The organism is Isoalcanivorax pacificus W11-5 (assembly GCF_000299335.2).
GTDB classification, from domain to species: Bacteria; Pseudomonadota; Gammaproteobacteria; order Pseudomonadales; family Alcanivoracaceae; genus Isoalcanivorax; species Isoalcanivorax pacificus.
The window spans coordinates 3,587,381-3,602,540 of record NZ_CP004387.1; the positions used below are offsets into that span (position 1 = coordinate 3,587,381).

The 15,160-nt window shown below is 64.2% G+C and carries 16 protein-coding genes; 4 read left to right on the forward strand and 12 right to left on the reverse strand.

Annotation, left to right across the window (positions count from 1 at the left end; all coding sequences use genetic code 11):
• Window positions 1-26: 26 nt before the first annotated feature.
• The 7 genes from S7S_RS16085 to S7S_RS16115 form a co-directional block, all read right to left on the reverse strand.
• Window positions 27-425 carry an OsmC family protein gene (locus tag S7S_RS16085; protein WP_008733324.1) on the reverse strand — a complete coding sequence of 133 codons (399 nt, stop codon included), beginning with the start codon at window positions 423-425 and terminating at the stop codon, window positions 27-29.
• Window positions 426-439: 14 nt separating this feature from the next.
• Window positions 440-856 carry a GFA family protein gene (locus S7S_RS16090; protein WP_008733323.1) on the reverse strand — a complete coding sequence of 139 codons (417 nt, stop codon included), beginning with the start codon at window positions 854-856 and terminating at the stop codon, window positions 440-442.
• Window positions 849-1,436, reverse strand: a complete 588-nt coding sequence (locus S7S_RS16095; RefSeq protein WP_008733322.1) for a transglutaminase-like domain-containing protein — start codon at window positions 1,434-1,436, stop codon at window positions 849-851. Before S7S_RS16095 ends, S7S_RS16090 begins: the two co-directional genes overlap by 8 nt.
• Window positions 1,436-1,783 (reverse strand): GFA family protein, encoded by a 348-nt coding sequence (locus S7S_RS16100; RefSeq protein ID WP_008733321.1) that lies wholly within the window; start codon window positions 1,781-1,783, stop codon window positions 1,436-1,438. The genes S7S_RS16095 and S7S_RS16100 overlap by 1 nt, the downstream gene beginning before the upstream one ends.
• 15 nt (window positions 1,784-1,798) lie before the next feature.
• Window positions 1,799-2,269: a GyrI-like domain-containing protein gene (locus tag S7S_RS16105; RefSeq protein ID WP_008733320.1), complete on the reverse strand. Its 471-nt coding sequence runs from the start codon at window positions 2,267-2,269 to the stop codon at window positions 1,799-1,801.
• A gap of 67 nt (window positions 2,270-2,336) precedes the next feature.
• Window positions 2,337-3,701 carry a DHA2 family efflux MFS transporter permease subunit gene (locus S7S_RS16110; protein WP_008733319.1) on the reverse strand — a complete coding sequence of 455 codons (1,365 nt, stop codon included), beginning with the start codon at window positions 3,699-3,701 and terminating at the stop codon, window positions 2,337-2,339.
• Window positions 3,698-4,120 (reverse strand): VOC family protein, encoded by a 423-nt coding sequence (locus S7S_RS16115; protein ID WP_008733316.1) that lies wholly within the window; start codon window positions 4,118-4,120, stop codon window positions 3,698-3,700. Before S7S_RS16115 ends, S7S_RS16110 begins: the two co-directional genes overlap by 4 nt.
• A 120-nt stretch (window positions 4,121-4,240) precedes the next feature.
• Here S7S_RS16115 and map point away from each other — a divergent pair, with 120 nt between their 5' ends.
• The 4 genes from map to S7S_RS16135 all read left to right on the forward strand — a co-directional run bounded on the left by map (window position 4,241) and on the right by S7S_RS16135 (window position 11,955).
• On the forward strand, window positions 4,241-5,029 hold the full coding sequence (map, locus tag S7S_RS16120; RefSeq protein ID WP_008733314.1) for a type I methionyl aminopeptidase: 789 nt from the start codon (window positions 4,241-4,243) through the stop codon (window positions 5,027-5,029).
• A 25-nt stretch (window positions 5,030-5,054) separates the two neighbouring features.
• The gene (locus S7S_RS16125) at window positions 5,055-6,371 is read left to right on the forward strand and encodes a bifunctional DedA family/phosphatase PAP2 family protein (RefSeq protein ID WP_008733312.1); all 1,317 of its coding nucleotides are present in this window, start codon (window positions 5,055-5,057) and stop codon (window positions 6,369-6,371) included.
• Window positions 6,372-6,637: 266 nt separating this feature from the next.
• The gene (locus tag S7S_RS16130) at window positions 6,638-11,161 is read left to right on the forward strand and encodes a phosphodiester glycosidase family protein (RefSeq protein ID WP_238582906.1); all 4,524 of its coding nucleotides are present in this window, start codon (window positions 6,638-6,640) and stop codon (window positions 11,159-11,161) included.
• A gap of 11 nt (window positions 11,162-11,172) precedes the next feature.
• Window positions 11,173-11,955, forward strand: coding sequence for a hypothetical protein (locus S7S_RS16135; RefSeq protein WP_008733310.1), 783 nt, complete (start codon window positions 11,173-11,175; stop codon window positions 11,953-11,955).
• Window positions 11,956-12,029: 74 nt separating this feature from the next.
• Here S7S_RS16135 and S7S_RS16140 read toward each other — a convergent pair whose 3' ends face one another.
• From S7S_RS16140 to S7S_RS16160, 5 genes are all read right to left on the reverse strand, one after another.
• A complete protein-coding gene (locus tag S7S_RS16140; RefSeq protein ID WP_008733309.1) occupies window positions 12,030-12,314 on the reverse strand; it encodes a helix-turn-helix domain-containing protein in 285 nt (94 codons plus the stop codon).
• Between the two features lie 41 nt (window positions 12,315-12,355).
• Window positions 12,356-12,688 (reverse strand): type II toxin-antitoxin system RelE/ParE family toxin, encoded by a 333-nt coding sequence (locus tag S7S_RS20210; RefSeq protein WP_008733307.1) that lies wholly within the window; start codon window positions 12,686-12,688, stop codon window positions 12,356-12,358.
• 78 nt (window positions 12,689-12,766) lie between these two features.
• Window positions 12,767-13,636, reverse strand: a complete 870-nt coding sequence (locus S7S_RS16150; RefSeq protein WP_008733305.1) for an alpha/beta hydrolase family protein — start codon at window positions 13,634-13,636, stop codon at window positions 12,767-12,769.
• A 68-nt stretch (window positions 13,637-13,704) separates the two neighbouring features.
• Window positions 13,705-14,610 (reverse strand): LysR family transcriptional regulator, encoded by a 906-nt coding sequence (locus tag S7S_RS16155; protein WP_008733304.1) that lies wholly within the window; start codon window positions 14,608-14,610, stop codon window positions 13,705-13,707.
• A gap of 15 nt (window positions 14,611-14,625) precedes the next feature.
• The gene (locus S7S_RS16160) at window positions 14,626-15,051 is read right to left on the reverse strand and encodes an MAPEG family protein (protein WP_008733303.1); all 426 of its coding nucleotides are present in this window, start codon (window positions 15,049-15,051) and stop codon (window positions 14,626-14,628) included.
• Between the last annotated feature and the right edge of the window lie 109 nt (window positions 15,052-15,160).

Genomic DNA, 15,160 nt, shown 5'->3' on the forward strand with positions numbered 1-15,160 from the left:
TGCTGACGCTCACTGTTCCAGCACAGTCACCCTCTGACGGTAGTGATCCCCACCCCTTCCAGTAACGTTTTCGTCACCGGCGTCTTGCCGGCAATCTCCAGCAACTTTTCCCACTGCGCATCTTCCAGCACCGCATCAGTATGCAGTGTGCGCTCAATGCGGGATTCCCCCTCACGGTTCTTCAGAAACGACAGCTCCACCCGCAGGGCACCAATATCCCAGCCCTTTTTCTCCGCATACATGCGCAAGGTGATCGCCGTACAGGCGCCCAGCCCGGCCAGCAGCAAATCGTAAGGCGCCGGCCCCGCATCCTGTCCGCCGGCATGTGGCGGCTCATCTGCCACCAGGGTATGGCGGCCGGTCTGGATGTCATGGCGGCAGGCGGCACCGGCAGAGGTCACGGTGGCAGACGAAATGGCTTTCATTACAACGCTCCTGTTCAGGGTTGCCTGTCGAATTGCGGCACGCCGTCGGGGATCACAAACCAGTCCTGCTTTTCGCTGACCCAGACATGGGCCTGGGGTGCGAGCATGCGCGTATCCGACAGGGTGCCGGGCTTGAGTTTGATGATCTCCGGTTGTGCGGGATTGATGTGGTACAGGCGGTTGCCGCAGGTGGGGCAGAACCAGGCGCCGTTGGTGTTGCCGCTGTCGGACAGCCGTTCCCAGTATTTCATCTCGCCGTGAAAGACGATGTCCTCGCGCCGCACCACGGCGGTGACGCTGAACGGGCTGGTGGAGAGTTTCTGGCATTCGCGGCAGTGGCAGGCCATCACTTTCATCGGCGGCGCCAGCAATTCATAGGTGACGCCGCCACACTGGCAGGCACCCTGCACCGGGTACTGGATATCACTCATTGGCAGCAATCTCCTCGGCATCGGGTAAATGATCATGCACAGCCTGCACTGTGTCATACCGGGTCAGCGCCTGCACGACGACCGGCAACGGCTCGGCCAGGATATCGGGAAAATCCCGTTCGCGCCGATCCTGCAACGGGAATGCCAGTTGTTCGTGTGGTGGCACAAACCGGGCATCCACGCCGGCGCGGTTACCGCGCGCATCAATACGGTACCAGCCGTGTTCCGGCAGATAGACGGCGTTCAACCCATGCAGGCAGAACGGCGCGCCGGTGTCATTCACCGACAGGCGCTGGTAGCACAAGCCGGCCGGCAATCCGTTGGCACGCAACAGCGCCGCCAGCAGGTGGCTCTTGGCATAGCAATAGCCCGTGCCGGCTTCCAGCACATCGGAGGCACGGCAGGTCACGCGCGTGTCCTGGTAATCCCAGCTGTGGCGAATCTCATCGCGCACGAACTCAAAACAGCGCCGGGCAATGTCGAGCGGCGTATCGCCGGCGTCGGCCAGCCGTGCGGCGCAGGCGCGAATCGCCGGGTGGTCGCGGTCAATCCATTCGCTGGCTGCAAGATAAGCCTGCACTACACTGCGCGCCCGTCGAAGGTGTGTACCGGTACGCTGTCCAGATCAAAGTCCTGCAGGCAGCGCAAATTGATCGCGGCCATCGCGTTGCCTTGCGGGTCGACGCCTTCACCGAACGGATGAATGCCGCAGGTGGGACAGAAGCGGTGTTTCACCACGTGCTGGTTGAAGGTGTAGGTGCTCATGTTCTCCGCCGGTGTTTTCAGCGTCAGGGCGTTGCGCGGCACGAACCACAGCAGTGAGCCTTTGCGATGGCAGATGGAACAGTTACAGGCCAGGCCACTGTCCACCTCGCCTTCCACTTCGAATGCGATACCGCCGCAATGGCAGCTCCCCTGATAACGCATGAGCACTATCTCCTGTTAATCCTGTTCCGCCAGCGGCCAGTTCAGTTCGGTGCGCCAACTGGCCGGGTCGGCATTGGTGGAGGGATCCAGCACGTAACTTTCCCACACCGGCAAACGGGTTGCATGCCCTTCTTTTTCCAGCCACGCCTGGAAGGCACCCCAGGCTTGCGACAGGCCATCGTAGTTGCCGGCGTACAGGGTGCGCGCCACGGTCTGCGCCGGCAGCCTGGACGGGGCGACACGGCCGGCCCGCTGCACTGGCGTGGCCACCGGCACACCGATCTCGAAATCGAAGGTGTCGTCGGGAAGGCGGAAATGGCGGGTAAACCAGGCGCCGGTCGTCTCGATGCCCTGGGAGGCGACGGTGGCGAACAGTTCCTCAATACCCGGCCCCATCACCTGCTGCATCTGCGCACACGGCACAGCCAGACGAATGACCGCCGTGTGCTGCACCCGGGTCTGCAGAATTCGGGGGGTCTCAATCATGCTCAGTGCTCCCTGTGAGGTAATTTCCCTCTGGTCGAACCGGCGGATGCAATTTCGACCACCCCGGCTATGCCTGCGCAGTGGAGCGGTACCGCCACAACAGCAGGCCGGCCACCATGGCCACCAGCGCCGCCACCAGCAACACCGCGAACGCCACGCGATAATCCGCCGGGCGTGCCGGTGTCATCACATCAACCAGCACCACCACCAGCGCCGCCGCACCCAGCGCGCCACCAATGCGCTGCACGATATTCACCAGCGTGGCGGCATCGCCAACCTGCTCGCGCGTCACCACCGCGGCGGTCATCGCCGGCATCTGTGCCAGCGCCACGCCGATACCGCGCGTCACCAGGCATACCGCCAGCAGCCATGGCGGCAGCGGCGCCTCCCCCAGAAACGGCAGAGTACTGAGCAGCAGCAACACCGCCCCGCTAACGATGACCGGCGCGGCACCCAGGCGGTCCGTCAGCGCGCCCCCCACATACAATGCCGCTGCGCTGCCCAGACCCATCACGAGCAACCACAGGCCAATCGATGAGGCGGCATAGCCATATCCCTCCTGCAAATACAGCGGCAACAAGAACAGCGCGCCATACAGGCTGGCGCCGGTGAACGCCGTTGTCAGTGTCGCCAGCGCAAAGCGCGGCGCGGCCAGCAGGGACAGGTCGATCAGAGGATGGCGGCGGCGCAACGCCACGCACGCGAACAGGCCACACAGCAACAGGCCGGCCCCGGCGGCGGCCCAGGCTCCGCGCCCCGGCTCGCCCAGGGCGGTGGCACCACCGAGCAACAGCGGCAGGCCCAGGCCCAGCAGCACCAGCCCCGGCCAGTCCGGGGCGCGGCTGCTGTCGCGCTCGCCTGCCGGCACGTGGCGCCGGGCAAGCCAGAGTGCCAGCGCGCCCAGCGGCACGTTAATGCCGAATAACCAGCGCCAGGACATCTGCTCCAGTAACAAGCCACCAAAGGCCGGCCCCAGTGCCGGCCCGAGGCTGACCACCACGCCGAGCGCGCCCATCAGGCGGCCCAGTTGCGCCGGCCCGGCGGCCGCGCCGAGCACCGCCTGCCCGGCCGGGACCATCAGGCCGGCGGCCAGCCCCTGCACCACTCGAAACGCAATCAGTGTGGCCAGTTCCCCGGCCAGCGCACAGGCGGCCGATGCCAGCACAAACACCAGCAGCGCCAGGCACCACAGGCGGCCATACCCGCAGCGCCTGCCCAGCCAGCCAGTGAGCGGCAGCGACATGGCCATGGCAATCAGGTAGCCGGTGATGATCCATTGCACGCTGGCCAGGGGCGCCGTCAGTTCGGTGCCGACCGAGGCCACCGCCAGGTTGACCAGCGTGGCATCGAGCATGGCCATGAACGCGCCCGCCCCGACCAACGCGGCGATCAGCCAGAGGCGGCCGGGAATCGGCGCCGGAGTGGGGGTCATGGCTGCGCGCGTGGTGCGTCGCGGTGGACCGCCGCGAGTTTGTTGCCATCCGGGTCACGCACGTAGGCGGCATAAAAATCGGTGTTGTATTGCGGCCGCAACCCGGGCTCGCCCTCACTGGTGCCCCCGGCAGCCATTGCCGCCGCATGGAAGGCATCCACCTGGGCGCGGGTCGCCGCATTGAAGGCCACCATGACCCCGTTGCCCGGCGAGGCCGGTGCACCATCGAATGGCGGGCACAACCACAAAGCCAGCTCTTCGCGCCCTTCGTCGTTGTAGGTGCCCCAGCCACTCCAGCCGAGCTCAAAACCTTCATCGCCGGTGTCCACACGATGAATATCCAGTGTCGCCAGCACGCGGTCATAAAAGACCCGCGCGCGGGCCGGGTCCTGCGTGCCCAGACAAACGTAGCGAAACATCAGCAGCCCTCCTTTCACAGCGTGTCAGGCATGCTAGCCGGTCCGTTTGCCGGCTCGCCACCCGCGCCGGTGACATCTGCTATGATCCGGCGATCCGTTCCGATCACAGCCAGACGCACGATGACCGCTATCCGACTGAAAAACGCCGAGGATCTGGCGCGCATGCGCCACGCCGGCCAACTGCTTGCCGACGTGTTCCGCATGCTGGAGGGTGAGGTGCGCGCCGGCGTGACCACCCTGGCGCTGAACGATCGCGTCACCGATTACATCCGCGATACGCTGCACGCACGCCCAGCCAGCATTGGCCAGTACGGTTATCCGTTTGCCCTGAACGCCTCGCTGAACGACGAGGTATGCCACGGCATGCCGGCAGCGGACCGCGTGGTGCACGACGGCGACATCCTGAATCTGGACATCACGCTGGAGAAAGACGGCTTTATCGCGGATGCCAGCCGCATGTATCTGGTCGGCGAGGTCAGCCCGGACGCGAAACGGCTGGTGGAAGAAACCCGCAACGCCATGTGGGCCGGCATTCACGCCGTGCGCCCCGGTGCACGGCTGGGCGATATCGGCCACGCCATCGAACAGCATGCCCGCACCTGCGGCTACAGCGTGGTGCGCGAGTACTGCGGCCACGGTATCGGCCGACAGATGCACGAGGCGCCCGAGGTGCTGCATTTCGGCCAGCCGGGCACCGGCCTGCTGCTGAAGCCGGGCATGGTGTTCACCATCGAACCAATGATCAACCAGGGCAGCGCGCGGCTGCGCCATCGTCGTGCCGGCAACTGGGACATCGCCCTCACCCACGACCGCCAGCTCTCCGCCCAGTGGGAACACACCGTCGCGGTGACCGACCAGGGCGTGGAGGTGCTGACACGGCACGAAGACGACCGGCACTGGCTGGCCTGACCGCGACCACCCGGGATACCGCCTGATGAGTGCCTGGTTCACCCACCTGACCGACTGGCTTGCCGCCCACCCGCACTGGCTGGGCCTGGCGCTGTTCGCCGCCGCCTGCATTGAATGCCTGGCCATCCTCGGCCTGCTGATACCGGGCACCGTGGTGCTGTTCAGCATCGCCATGCTGGCCGGCCACAGCGGCATGCCCCTGTGGCAGACGCTGCTGCTGGGCTACACCGGTGGCTTGCTCGGGGATGCCATCTCCTACGGCCTGGGCCGCCGTTATCACGGGCACATCCGTGCGCTGCCGGGCCTGCGCCAGCATCCGCAGTGGCTCACGACCGCCGAGATGTACTTTCGCCGCTACGGCGTCATCAGCCTGCTGGTCGGCCGCTATATCGGGCCGTTGCGACCGATGCTGCCCATGGTCGCCGGCATGTTCGAGATGCCGCTCGGTCGCTTCATGCTGATCAGCCTGCTTGCCGCCTCCGGCTGGGCCGTCGCCTACCTGCTGCCCGGCTGGGCCACCGGCACGGCCATGCGCCTGCCATTGCCGCCGGGCTTCTGGCACGACGTCCTGCTGATCCTCGGTGGCCTGGTGCTCGTCCTCGGCGTGATCATCCACAGCAGCCTGCGCGGCCGACGGCAGACCACGCTGCTGGCCGCCGGTGCCTGCCTGCTGCCACTGGTCGCGTTGCTGCTGGGCTGGCAGGCACTGAACAATCTGGATCAAGGGCTGATGACGGTGATCCAGGCGCATCGCCACGGCACGATGGACCACTTCATGGTGCTGGTGACCCGGCTCGGCGATTTCCGCACGCAACTGGCCGCCGGCGTCCTGCTGGTCGGCCTGCTGGCGCTCACCCGGCAATGGCGCGCCGGCCTGTTTGCCACCGGCGTGCTGCTTGGCACCGCACTGAGCAATGTGGCACTGAAATGGCTGCTGGCCCGGGCGCGCCCGGATATCCTGCTGGAACCCCTGTCCACCTTCAGCCTGCCGAGCGGGCACAGCTCGGCCGCGTTCGCTTTTTTCCTGACGCTGGGAATACTGGCCGGGCGCGGCCAGCCAGCGCGCTGGCGGCTGACCTGGTTGCTGCTGGCCAGCCTGCCGGCCATGGCGATTGCCTTTTCGCGCGTGTACCTCGGCGTGCACTGGCCCACCGATATCCTCGCCGGCGCGCTGCTGGCCGGCACGCTGTGTGCCGCCAGCCTGGCGCTGGTGCAATGGCGCACGTCCCTGACGGCGCTGCCAGCGCACGTCTGGCGCATCATCCTGCCGCCCTGCCTGGGTGTGCTGGCTGCCGCCGCGCTATGGGATCTGGCGCCAGCACTGCAACGCTACGCCTACTGATAACGGTGGCGTTTTTGCCACACCCTGACAGGCCGCGAATCGCATTCAGATATTGCCCGGCCCTCCCTGCGCCCTCCCTGCGCAAAAGCGCACACGGTTTCATCAAACTGCCTTCCTGACGACTTCTTCACGCCATTTCACTGTCATTGCCATCACCTAACGTACGCCCGTCCAGACGGACATCACGCATTTTTTCAACACCCCAAAATACCAACGGAGACACCAAGGTGACGCACATGACACGCCGCGTCGGCCGGGGAACGCTTTTGGCGTTTTCGCTTCTGGCCACGTCGTACCTGACCGGGTGCGACGGTGACACCAAGACAGTTTACCGGGACAAGGTTGTGGAGGTTCCCGGCGGCAGCACGGATGTGCCTTATGTGGATGATCAATCCGGGGCGGAGCAGTTCAGCGCCCATATCATCACCCCACCTGACAACGCCGATGAACTGTTCGCGCCGGTCCCGGCGCCAGTGATCAACGGCACCACTGCGCGCGAAACCGAACCGACGGTGATCAGCGACTTTGCCCGTTTCCCGGTCAACGACGACCTGGTGATCACCCGGGGCAAGCTCAACCATGTCCTGGACGAGGCCATCATCAGCGCCGAATTCAGCCTTGGCGGCAGTCTGTCGCTGGTGCCACTGAACCGCTCGCAGGGGCAGTTTTCGTTCGAGCGCACCACCGCCAGCGCCAACCATGCCATCGACCAGGGCCAGAACGTGATCCTGGCCGTCAATGCCGACCCGTATGACATGACCCAGGGCTGGAACATGGGCCTGATCAAGGCCGACGGCGTCACCTACACCGGTTTCTCCGACCGCAGCGAAGAAGCCGTGGTGGTCTACCAGGACGGCAGCGTCGATATTCAGGAAGACGTGCCCGACTTCACCCTGAACGTGTACGCCAACGACCAGCCGCTGGGCGAGCTGGGCAATGTGCATTACTTCAACAATGCCACGCAGGTAAACCGCAGCTTCAGCCGTGGCAGTTCCGCGATGGAACTGTATGCCGCAGAAAGCTATCGCGGCACGGTCGATATGCGCGGCCGTACCGGAGCACTGATTCGCGCCGAAGCCAACGGCGTCAGCGTGATCGAACGTGGTGACGGGCAGATCAGCGTGCAACTGCCGCCGCTGTCCGGCGTCGTCAGCGCGCGCGTCGACGACCGCGCCAATTATGTGATTCCGGCCGGCCATGCACTGCTGGTGGATGACGGCTCGCTGGCCATCGGCGCCCGCATCGACATCCGCTACGAAACCGACGACCCGAACTGGGACAATGTCGTCAGCGCCGTGGGCGCCGGCTTTGGCCGTGGCCTGCTGGTAGAAAATGGCCAGCTCGGTGCCAACCAGGGTGAAAGCGCGGCCAGCGGTCGCACCGCGTTCGGCATCCGCGCCGACGGCAGCTATTTCTTCCTTGTGGTGGACAAGCCGGTCGGCTCGCTGACCGACGGCATTACCGAAACCAAACTCGCGCAACTGATGATCGGCTACGGCGCCGTACGCGCGATCAACTTCGACGGTGGTGGCTCCACCACCCTGGCCAGCCGCCTGCCGGGCGAGCGCTACACACACCTGTTGAATGTCCCCTCCGACGGCAGCGAACGCGTCACCGCCACCAAATGGGGGCTGGTGCTGGATCCGTCGCTGGCGCGCTACAGCGCCACCGATGTCGCGGTGTATCCGCGCGACATCACGCTGCTGGCCGGCTCTACCTACCGCCGTTTCCGTGGCGTGGGCTATGACAGCCGTTCCTGGGAAGGCAGCGGCCAGATTCCGGAATACGGCATCAGCACCGCCGCGCTCGGCCTGATCGATGCACGCACCGGTGCCTTCCGGGCCGGTGACGCCAACGCCGAAGGTTATGTGGTGGTGCAGGTCGGCGAACAGAAAGGCGTCGCACGCGTGCGTGTTACCAGCGAGGTCGACGAGATCCGTTTCGGCACCATGGAGATGGCCATCGACAGCGGCGCCACAGTGAGCCTGGCACCGCAACTGCTGAGCGATGGCCAGGCAGTGGTCTATTCGCCGGGCACGATCCAGTACAGCGTGGACAACACCAGCGACTGTATTCTGGATGCGCAGAACGCCACCGTGACCGCCGCACAAGTCCAGGGCCGCAGTTGCGTCGTGACGGCCACGGCCGCCGGCCAGAGCGCACAACTGACACTGAATATTGGTGTAGCGCCGGTGGTCATGGTCGACTTCGAGGGCGACACCAGCATGTTCCGCGCGGCAGGTGCGCGCCACAACAACGTCACCATCGAGAAGGTGACCGATCAGGTGTTCGCCGGCGATTACTCGATGAAACTGAGCTGGGAAGCCAACCCGGCCCAGCCCGGCACCTTTGGGGCTTACCTCACCGATCCGAACCGCGTCACTACGCTGCCCGGCAACCCGAAATACCTCGGCGTGAATGTCTACATTCCTGACGAGCTGGCCGGCAAGGTCTGGTGGGTGCGCGGTTCATTGCGGGATGCCGACAACAAGGCCGTGACCATCAACTACAACAACGACGGCGAAGCCTTGCCGGAGCGCGGCTGGAATTTCATGAAAGCGGAAATCCCCGCCGGCTACACCGCACCGTTCCGCTTTGACCAGCCGTTCCGCTTCCTGGTGCTGAAAACCGCCGAGCGGATCGACTCCAGCGTGATCCTCGACAACTTCACCGCCATCTACAGCGACAACACCGACCTGACCGGCCCCGGTGTACTGGCCAGCCCCGGCGCCGACGAGGTGGTCGATACTGCCTCGCCACTGATCGCCCTGCAGGTGAACGACAATTCCGGTGTGGATTTCGGCAGCGCCTATCTGGCCCTTGATGGCGTTGATGTATCCACGCAACTGGTCAGCAACAACCAGGACCGTGTGGAATACCAGGCCAGCGAGCTGGCTGATGGCTGGCACCGTGTCGACTACCGTATCAACGACATCAACGGCAACGTCAGCGCCGGCGACTTCCTGTTCAGTATCGAAACCGGCGCACCGCGCCTGTTTATCGACAGCGCCAATGTGCAGTTCTACCCCGGCGGCACCTTCCTGTTGCCGATTCGCGTGGAAGGCGGCGCCACCTTCAGCGACCTGTCACTGGCACTGGACTTTGACGCCACCAAGGCCGACCTGACCGTGGTCAACGCCGATCTCAGCGCCACCGATGTCGCCACCAGCGCCGGCCGCTGGGAAGGCCGCTTCACCGGCTTCAATGCCGGCACCGGCACTGTGGCCTACCTGCAACTGCGGGTGCGCGACTACATCCAGAACACCTTCGTATCGGTGCTGGTCAACGGCACGCTCGACGGCGAGACGTTCCGTCACCCGGTGGTCCGCAAGGAAGTCGGCAGCCGCTACCGGCTGATGACGCAATGGGGTGTCAGCGGTGAATCGCTGCGCCTGCTGGTCACCGACCAGCAAGGCCAGCCGGCGCCGGGCGTGACGGTGGAAACCTTCACCTACAACGCGGCCAACGACACCATCAGCGACGTCAACGTGCTCGGCACCACCGATGCTGACGGTTTCCTCAACGTCACGTTGCCCGGGGTGACCGGCAGCACGCGCTTCCAGTTCCGCGCCTATGACGATCAGGGTTCGTCGCTGATGACCGAAGTGCAGGCACTGGTGGAAAACCTGACGCCGAGCCCGCGCCATATCTACCTGACACCCGGGAACGACACCAGCCGCGTCAATGTCACCTGGTATACCTCCAGCGACGTGACCACTTCGCAGGTGCGTTTCGGCACCGGCGCGCTGGATCAGGTGCGCTCGGGCACGTCGCTGGTGTTGCCGTTCTTCTATGGCGCCGAAGCCGGTGTCGTGCGCGTACACCATGCCACGCTCGACAATCTGGCGCCGGGTACGCGCTACCGCTATCAGGTCGGCGATGGCGCCGGCAACGTCAGCAGCGAACGCAGTTTCATCACCGACAACGGCGACGACCAGGTCAACATCCATCTGTTCGGCGACACCCAGACCGTGTCCAACGACAACCTGTTCAACGGCAGCGGCCTGGTGACCGAACTGTATCGCAAGATGCAGGCGCAACTGCCGGAGGGCGACCTGATTATGCATGTCGGCGACTTCACTGAAGACCTGAGCGACTATCGCTACCTGCGTCTGTTCCTGGAAGCGATGGAAGGTGACGACATGCTCGACTCGCGCCTGTTCGTCGTCGCCGAAGGCAACCACGAGGTCTACAACGAAGGCGCCGACAAGTTTGCCGCCATGTTCCGCTTCCCCGACAGCGACAGCGGCGTGGCCGCCCCGTTCGACCGCGCCATCTACAGCTTCGATTACGGCAACACGCACATCGCCGTGATCACCAGCGAGCTGCTGGAGGAAAGCGACTGGCCACGAATGATGAACTGGCTGCGCGCGGACATGGACGCCTCCGACAAGACCTGGAAGATCGTCATGATCCACCGCCCGCCGTACAACGGGAACCCGGCCTCCGGCAACGGCCGCGTGATGCAGTACCTGCCGCCCGTCGTGGACGCCTCCGGCATCGACCTGGTGCTTTCCGGTCACGATCACATGTACTCCCGCAGCCTGCCGCTGCAGGGTGGCCAGCCGAACCCGCATGGCGCCACGTACCTGATCGCCGGTTCCGATTCGGCCAAGTACTACGACAACAACGGCGGCGGCATCGCGCAGTTTGCCGACGTGCTGTTCGACGACAACGTCAACACTTACACCACGTTGCAGATTGATGGCGAGCAGATGCATGTGCTGACCCGCACGCTCAACGGCACCGTGGTGGACGACACCGTGCTGACGCCGCGCGCGTCACGCTGAGGAGATAACAGATGAACAAGCTTGCATTGCTGCTGCCCCTGGCCACCACGTTGCTGGTGGCCTGTGGTGGCGACGACACCCGCTACCGGGATCGTGTGATTGAAGTCCCTGGCGAGCCCACCGAAAACCCGGTGGAATACATGCCGGTGGACGGCTTCGTACTCGGCTTCTGGGTAATGGACGAAGACGAAGGCTGCGACAGCTTCTGCCTGAATGATTATTCCGCCTATGGCAGCCCGCTGTTCGTAGCAGACCTGAATCATGCACCACTGGCCGAAGCACCGGCACTCGGTGATGACGGCGAGATAGGCGGTGTGCTGGCACTGACTGGCGACAGGCAGGCCAGCACCCGGGACAGTGCGGTGTTCAGCAATACGCTGATCGGTGAACGCTTCGCCATCCACCTGCGGGCGCGCACCGGCGACGACACGCTGCATACCGTGCTGTCGCTGGGCACGCCGTCCGGCACTGCGCTGAACGTACAACTGGCCCGGCAAAGCCTGGTGGCGGAATTCCCGCGCCAGGACAAGCGCCTGCTGGTCTCGCTCGACGATGCCACCGACTGGCAGGAGATCCAGCTTGCCTCCGATGGCGACCGTGTCAGCCTGCAAGTGGGTTGCACGGAAGTGGCGGCGTTTGATCGCGTCAGCGGCTCCCCGATCCTGAGCACCGCCCCGACCCGCGCCATGGTTGGCGCGCGCTGGGGCAGCACGGCCAGCGACGCCTTTACCGGTGACGTGGATGTGCTGCGGATCAGTTATCAGGCCGAGGCCAATCTGTTCTGCGTGGACTAGAAAAAAGAAAACCGCCCGGCGCGCCACGCGCCGGGCGGTTTATATCTCAAAAAAAAACGGCCAGGAACCCGGTATCAGGCGGCGTCTACCGTTGCGGAAATGCTGACATGCAGGCCAGCGCGGCTCGCCATCAGCACCAGCGTATCCAGGCTGAATTTGTCAATCTTGCCGGTCATCAGATAACTCACGCGCGGCTGAGTCAACCCGAGCATCACCTGAATAGCCCGCGTATCCAGTTTTTTCCTGACAATGTGGTCACGAATGCAGGTCATCAACTTCGCCCGCAGTTTCATGTTCTCGGCTTCAGCGGGTGTATCACACACCGCATCCCACACGCTCTCGAACGTCTCGCCCGCCATAGCCTGGCTCCTCTCGCGGTCTTTGCCCGGAACGACAGCCGTTATCGAGCCCGCCTGATGGCGTGGTATCGCGCCCGGGCCAGGTCGATATCGGCTTTTCTCGTCTTCTGCGCTGTCTTCTGAAAACAGTGCAGGATGTACAACCTGTCCCTGACGACATCCACATAAATAACCCGCCAGCTTCTGTCCGCCGCAGCAATTCTGATTTCCCGGACACCGGCACCGACTGTCTTCATCGGCTTCCAGTCATCGGGACACCTTCCGTGCTGTACAAGGTCCAGCTGGTAGCCGGCAGCCATCCTCGCTTCTTTGGGCCACCGTCTGAGATCTGTCAGACTGGAGCCCTCAAACTGGATATGTTTGCACTGTGCCATTGGGAATCCTTTCCCGGATTGTCCAGCGAAGAATATACCTAATCAGGTATTAATATCAAATCCGGTATGAGACACCGGCTACACTGCTTTCCCGGCGCAGGGCGCCGTGACCGGCGCCCATCCCAGCAACCACTCGGCGATTTCTCCCCACGCCGCCGACGCAGCAGGCCGAAACACGCCCACATGCCCGAGCGTTTTCACACCCCATTGCGCCGGCGACCATTGCCGCAGTTCTTTCCCCGCCACCGGGTAAAACCCCATCAGCGCGCGCACCGCCGCCAGCGGCGCTACCGCGTCATCGTCGGTGATCTGATAAAACCGCATCGGCAAGCGCAGCCGCGCAAAGTGATCGCGCATCGGCGTGCCATCGGCCTCGCACAGGTAATGCGGAGAACGGCACCAGCGCACCCACTCGCGGGCCACGTCACCTGGCAATGTCGCGCCACCGAGGAGGGCGCCTGGCAGGGTGCCGGTGACACGAATGGCCAGCGGCATGAGCAGATACCAGTCCAGCCAGCGGCGCCAGCGCCACCGTCCCGGCCACCAGCGCCAGTAACCACTCTGCGATGCAATCAGCAGCGCGGCGCGCACCTGCGTGGCACTTTGCGCCAGCCCGAACAATTGTCCGCCCACGGAATGACCGACAAACAGCAGCGGCAACCCGCCGGCCAGTTCGCTGCCGTGACGTAACGCGGCATCCAGATCATGCCGGCCCCAGTCGGCCATGCGCAGCGGCACACCGGCAGGCACATGGCTTCGATAATCGAAGCTGAGCACCGTCAACCCGAACTCACTCAGCCCGTTGGCGAAATGACGATAAAAGCCGTGCGGGATACCCGTGCCACCCGCCAGCACCACCATCGCCTGCGGTGACGCGGCACGATACAACGTGGCCGGCAGGCATACGCCATCAGCGGTCGACAGGGACAGAGATTCAATGGAAACCATGTGCACCTTCCTGAACAGGCTTCGGGAGGCTCAGGCTAGAGCGGCGCAGACACCGGAAAAATTGATCTTTACACAGCCAGCGATGAGAAATACTCATCTGTAGTGCGCGCGCACTCACTGAACAGTGCGCGCAGCCACGACACCAGCGCTACCACCTCCGGCCGCCAGCGCACCGCCTCGCGCACTTCCAGGGAAAAATGCGCCAGCGGCATGCGTTGCAGAGGCAATGGTGCAGCCAGCACACCCGCCTGCACCAGTGGCGTCACCACCGGCAGCAATCCCAGCGCCAGTCCGTCGTGGGCTGCCGCCATCAGCAGGCCGCGATAGCTGTTCAGGCTGATGGTTTCACGAAAGGTGTCCGGCCATTGCTGATATTCGAACCAGCGCGTCCAGAGTTCGCGGTAATCGGTCATGCTATAGAGCGAGTATCGTTGCGCGGCGGCATAGGGGTCCGCGCGCACCGTCTCCGCCAGCGACGGCGCACACAGCAGTGTCACTTCGGCCGGCGCCAGCGGGATGGTCTGGTCGTGCATCACATAACCAAAACGGATCGCCACGTCGGTATCGCCGCCGGCCACATCCATGGAGCGAGTCTCGGCCTGGATATCGATGCGCAGCGACGGCCACTGCGCCAGAAAACGCCCGATGGCCGGTGCCAGGACGTCGGTGGCGACATAGGGCATGGCACTCACGCGCAGCGGCGCGCTGTCCTCCGCGCCCTGTAACACTTGCGTCGCCCGCCGGATATCCGTCAGCGCCCGGCTGACCGCCGCATGGTATGCCGCGCCTTCCGGTGTAAAGGCAATCTGGCGGTGCCGGCGTACAAACAATGGCATGCCCAATTGCGCTTCCAGATCACGTATCTGATGGCTCACCGCCGATGCCGTGATGTGCAGTTCCTCCGCACCCGCACGAAAGCTCAGGTGCCGGCCGACCGCATCGAAAGTGCGCAACAGATTCAGTGAGGGTTGCAAGGGCGTCGCTCCCGATCAGAACACGGCGCGGGCCGCATTCACCGTCAACGCCACCAGCACCAGCGACGATAACAGGAACAGCACAAAGCGGACTTCGATTTTATTCACCAGCGCCTGCACCAGACTGTGTACCACGCGCAGCCCGACATACGCCCAGGCCAGGGTCAGGTTGATACCGCCGCCGATGCCCAGCAACGCCAGCGCAAACGCCACGGCATAGAAAATGGTCGGCTGTTCCATCAGGTGATTGTAGTTGTCGGCCTTCCAGCGCACGTTCGCCGGCAACTGGTTCATCTGTTCGCCACGCGGCGCGTTCGGGTCCGGCTTCATTTTCGCGCGCGCCATGGCCGGCAGGCGCGTGGTGTACATCCACAGCCACATGATCAGGGACCAGGCCACCAGGGCCACAATGGGAGCAAGGATCGGACTGGGCACGTGCATGCATGAACTCCTGTTGTTGTGAAATATTGTCAGAGCGCCTTGAAAGGCGGCCGGTCCACACCAGTTCCCGGAGCATAGCATCGCCTTCCTGCCGGGCCACGGAATTCTC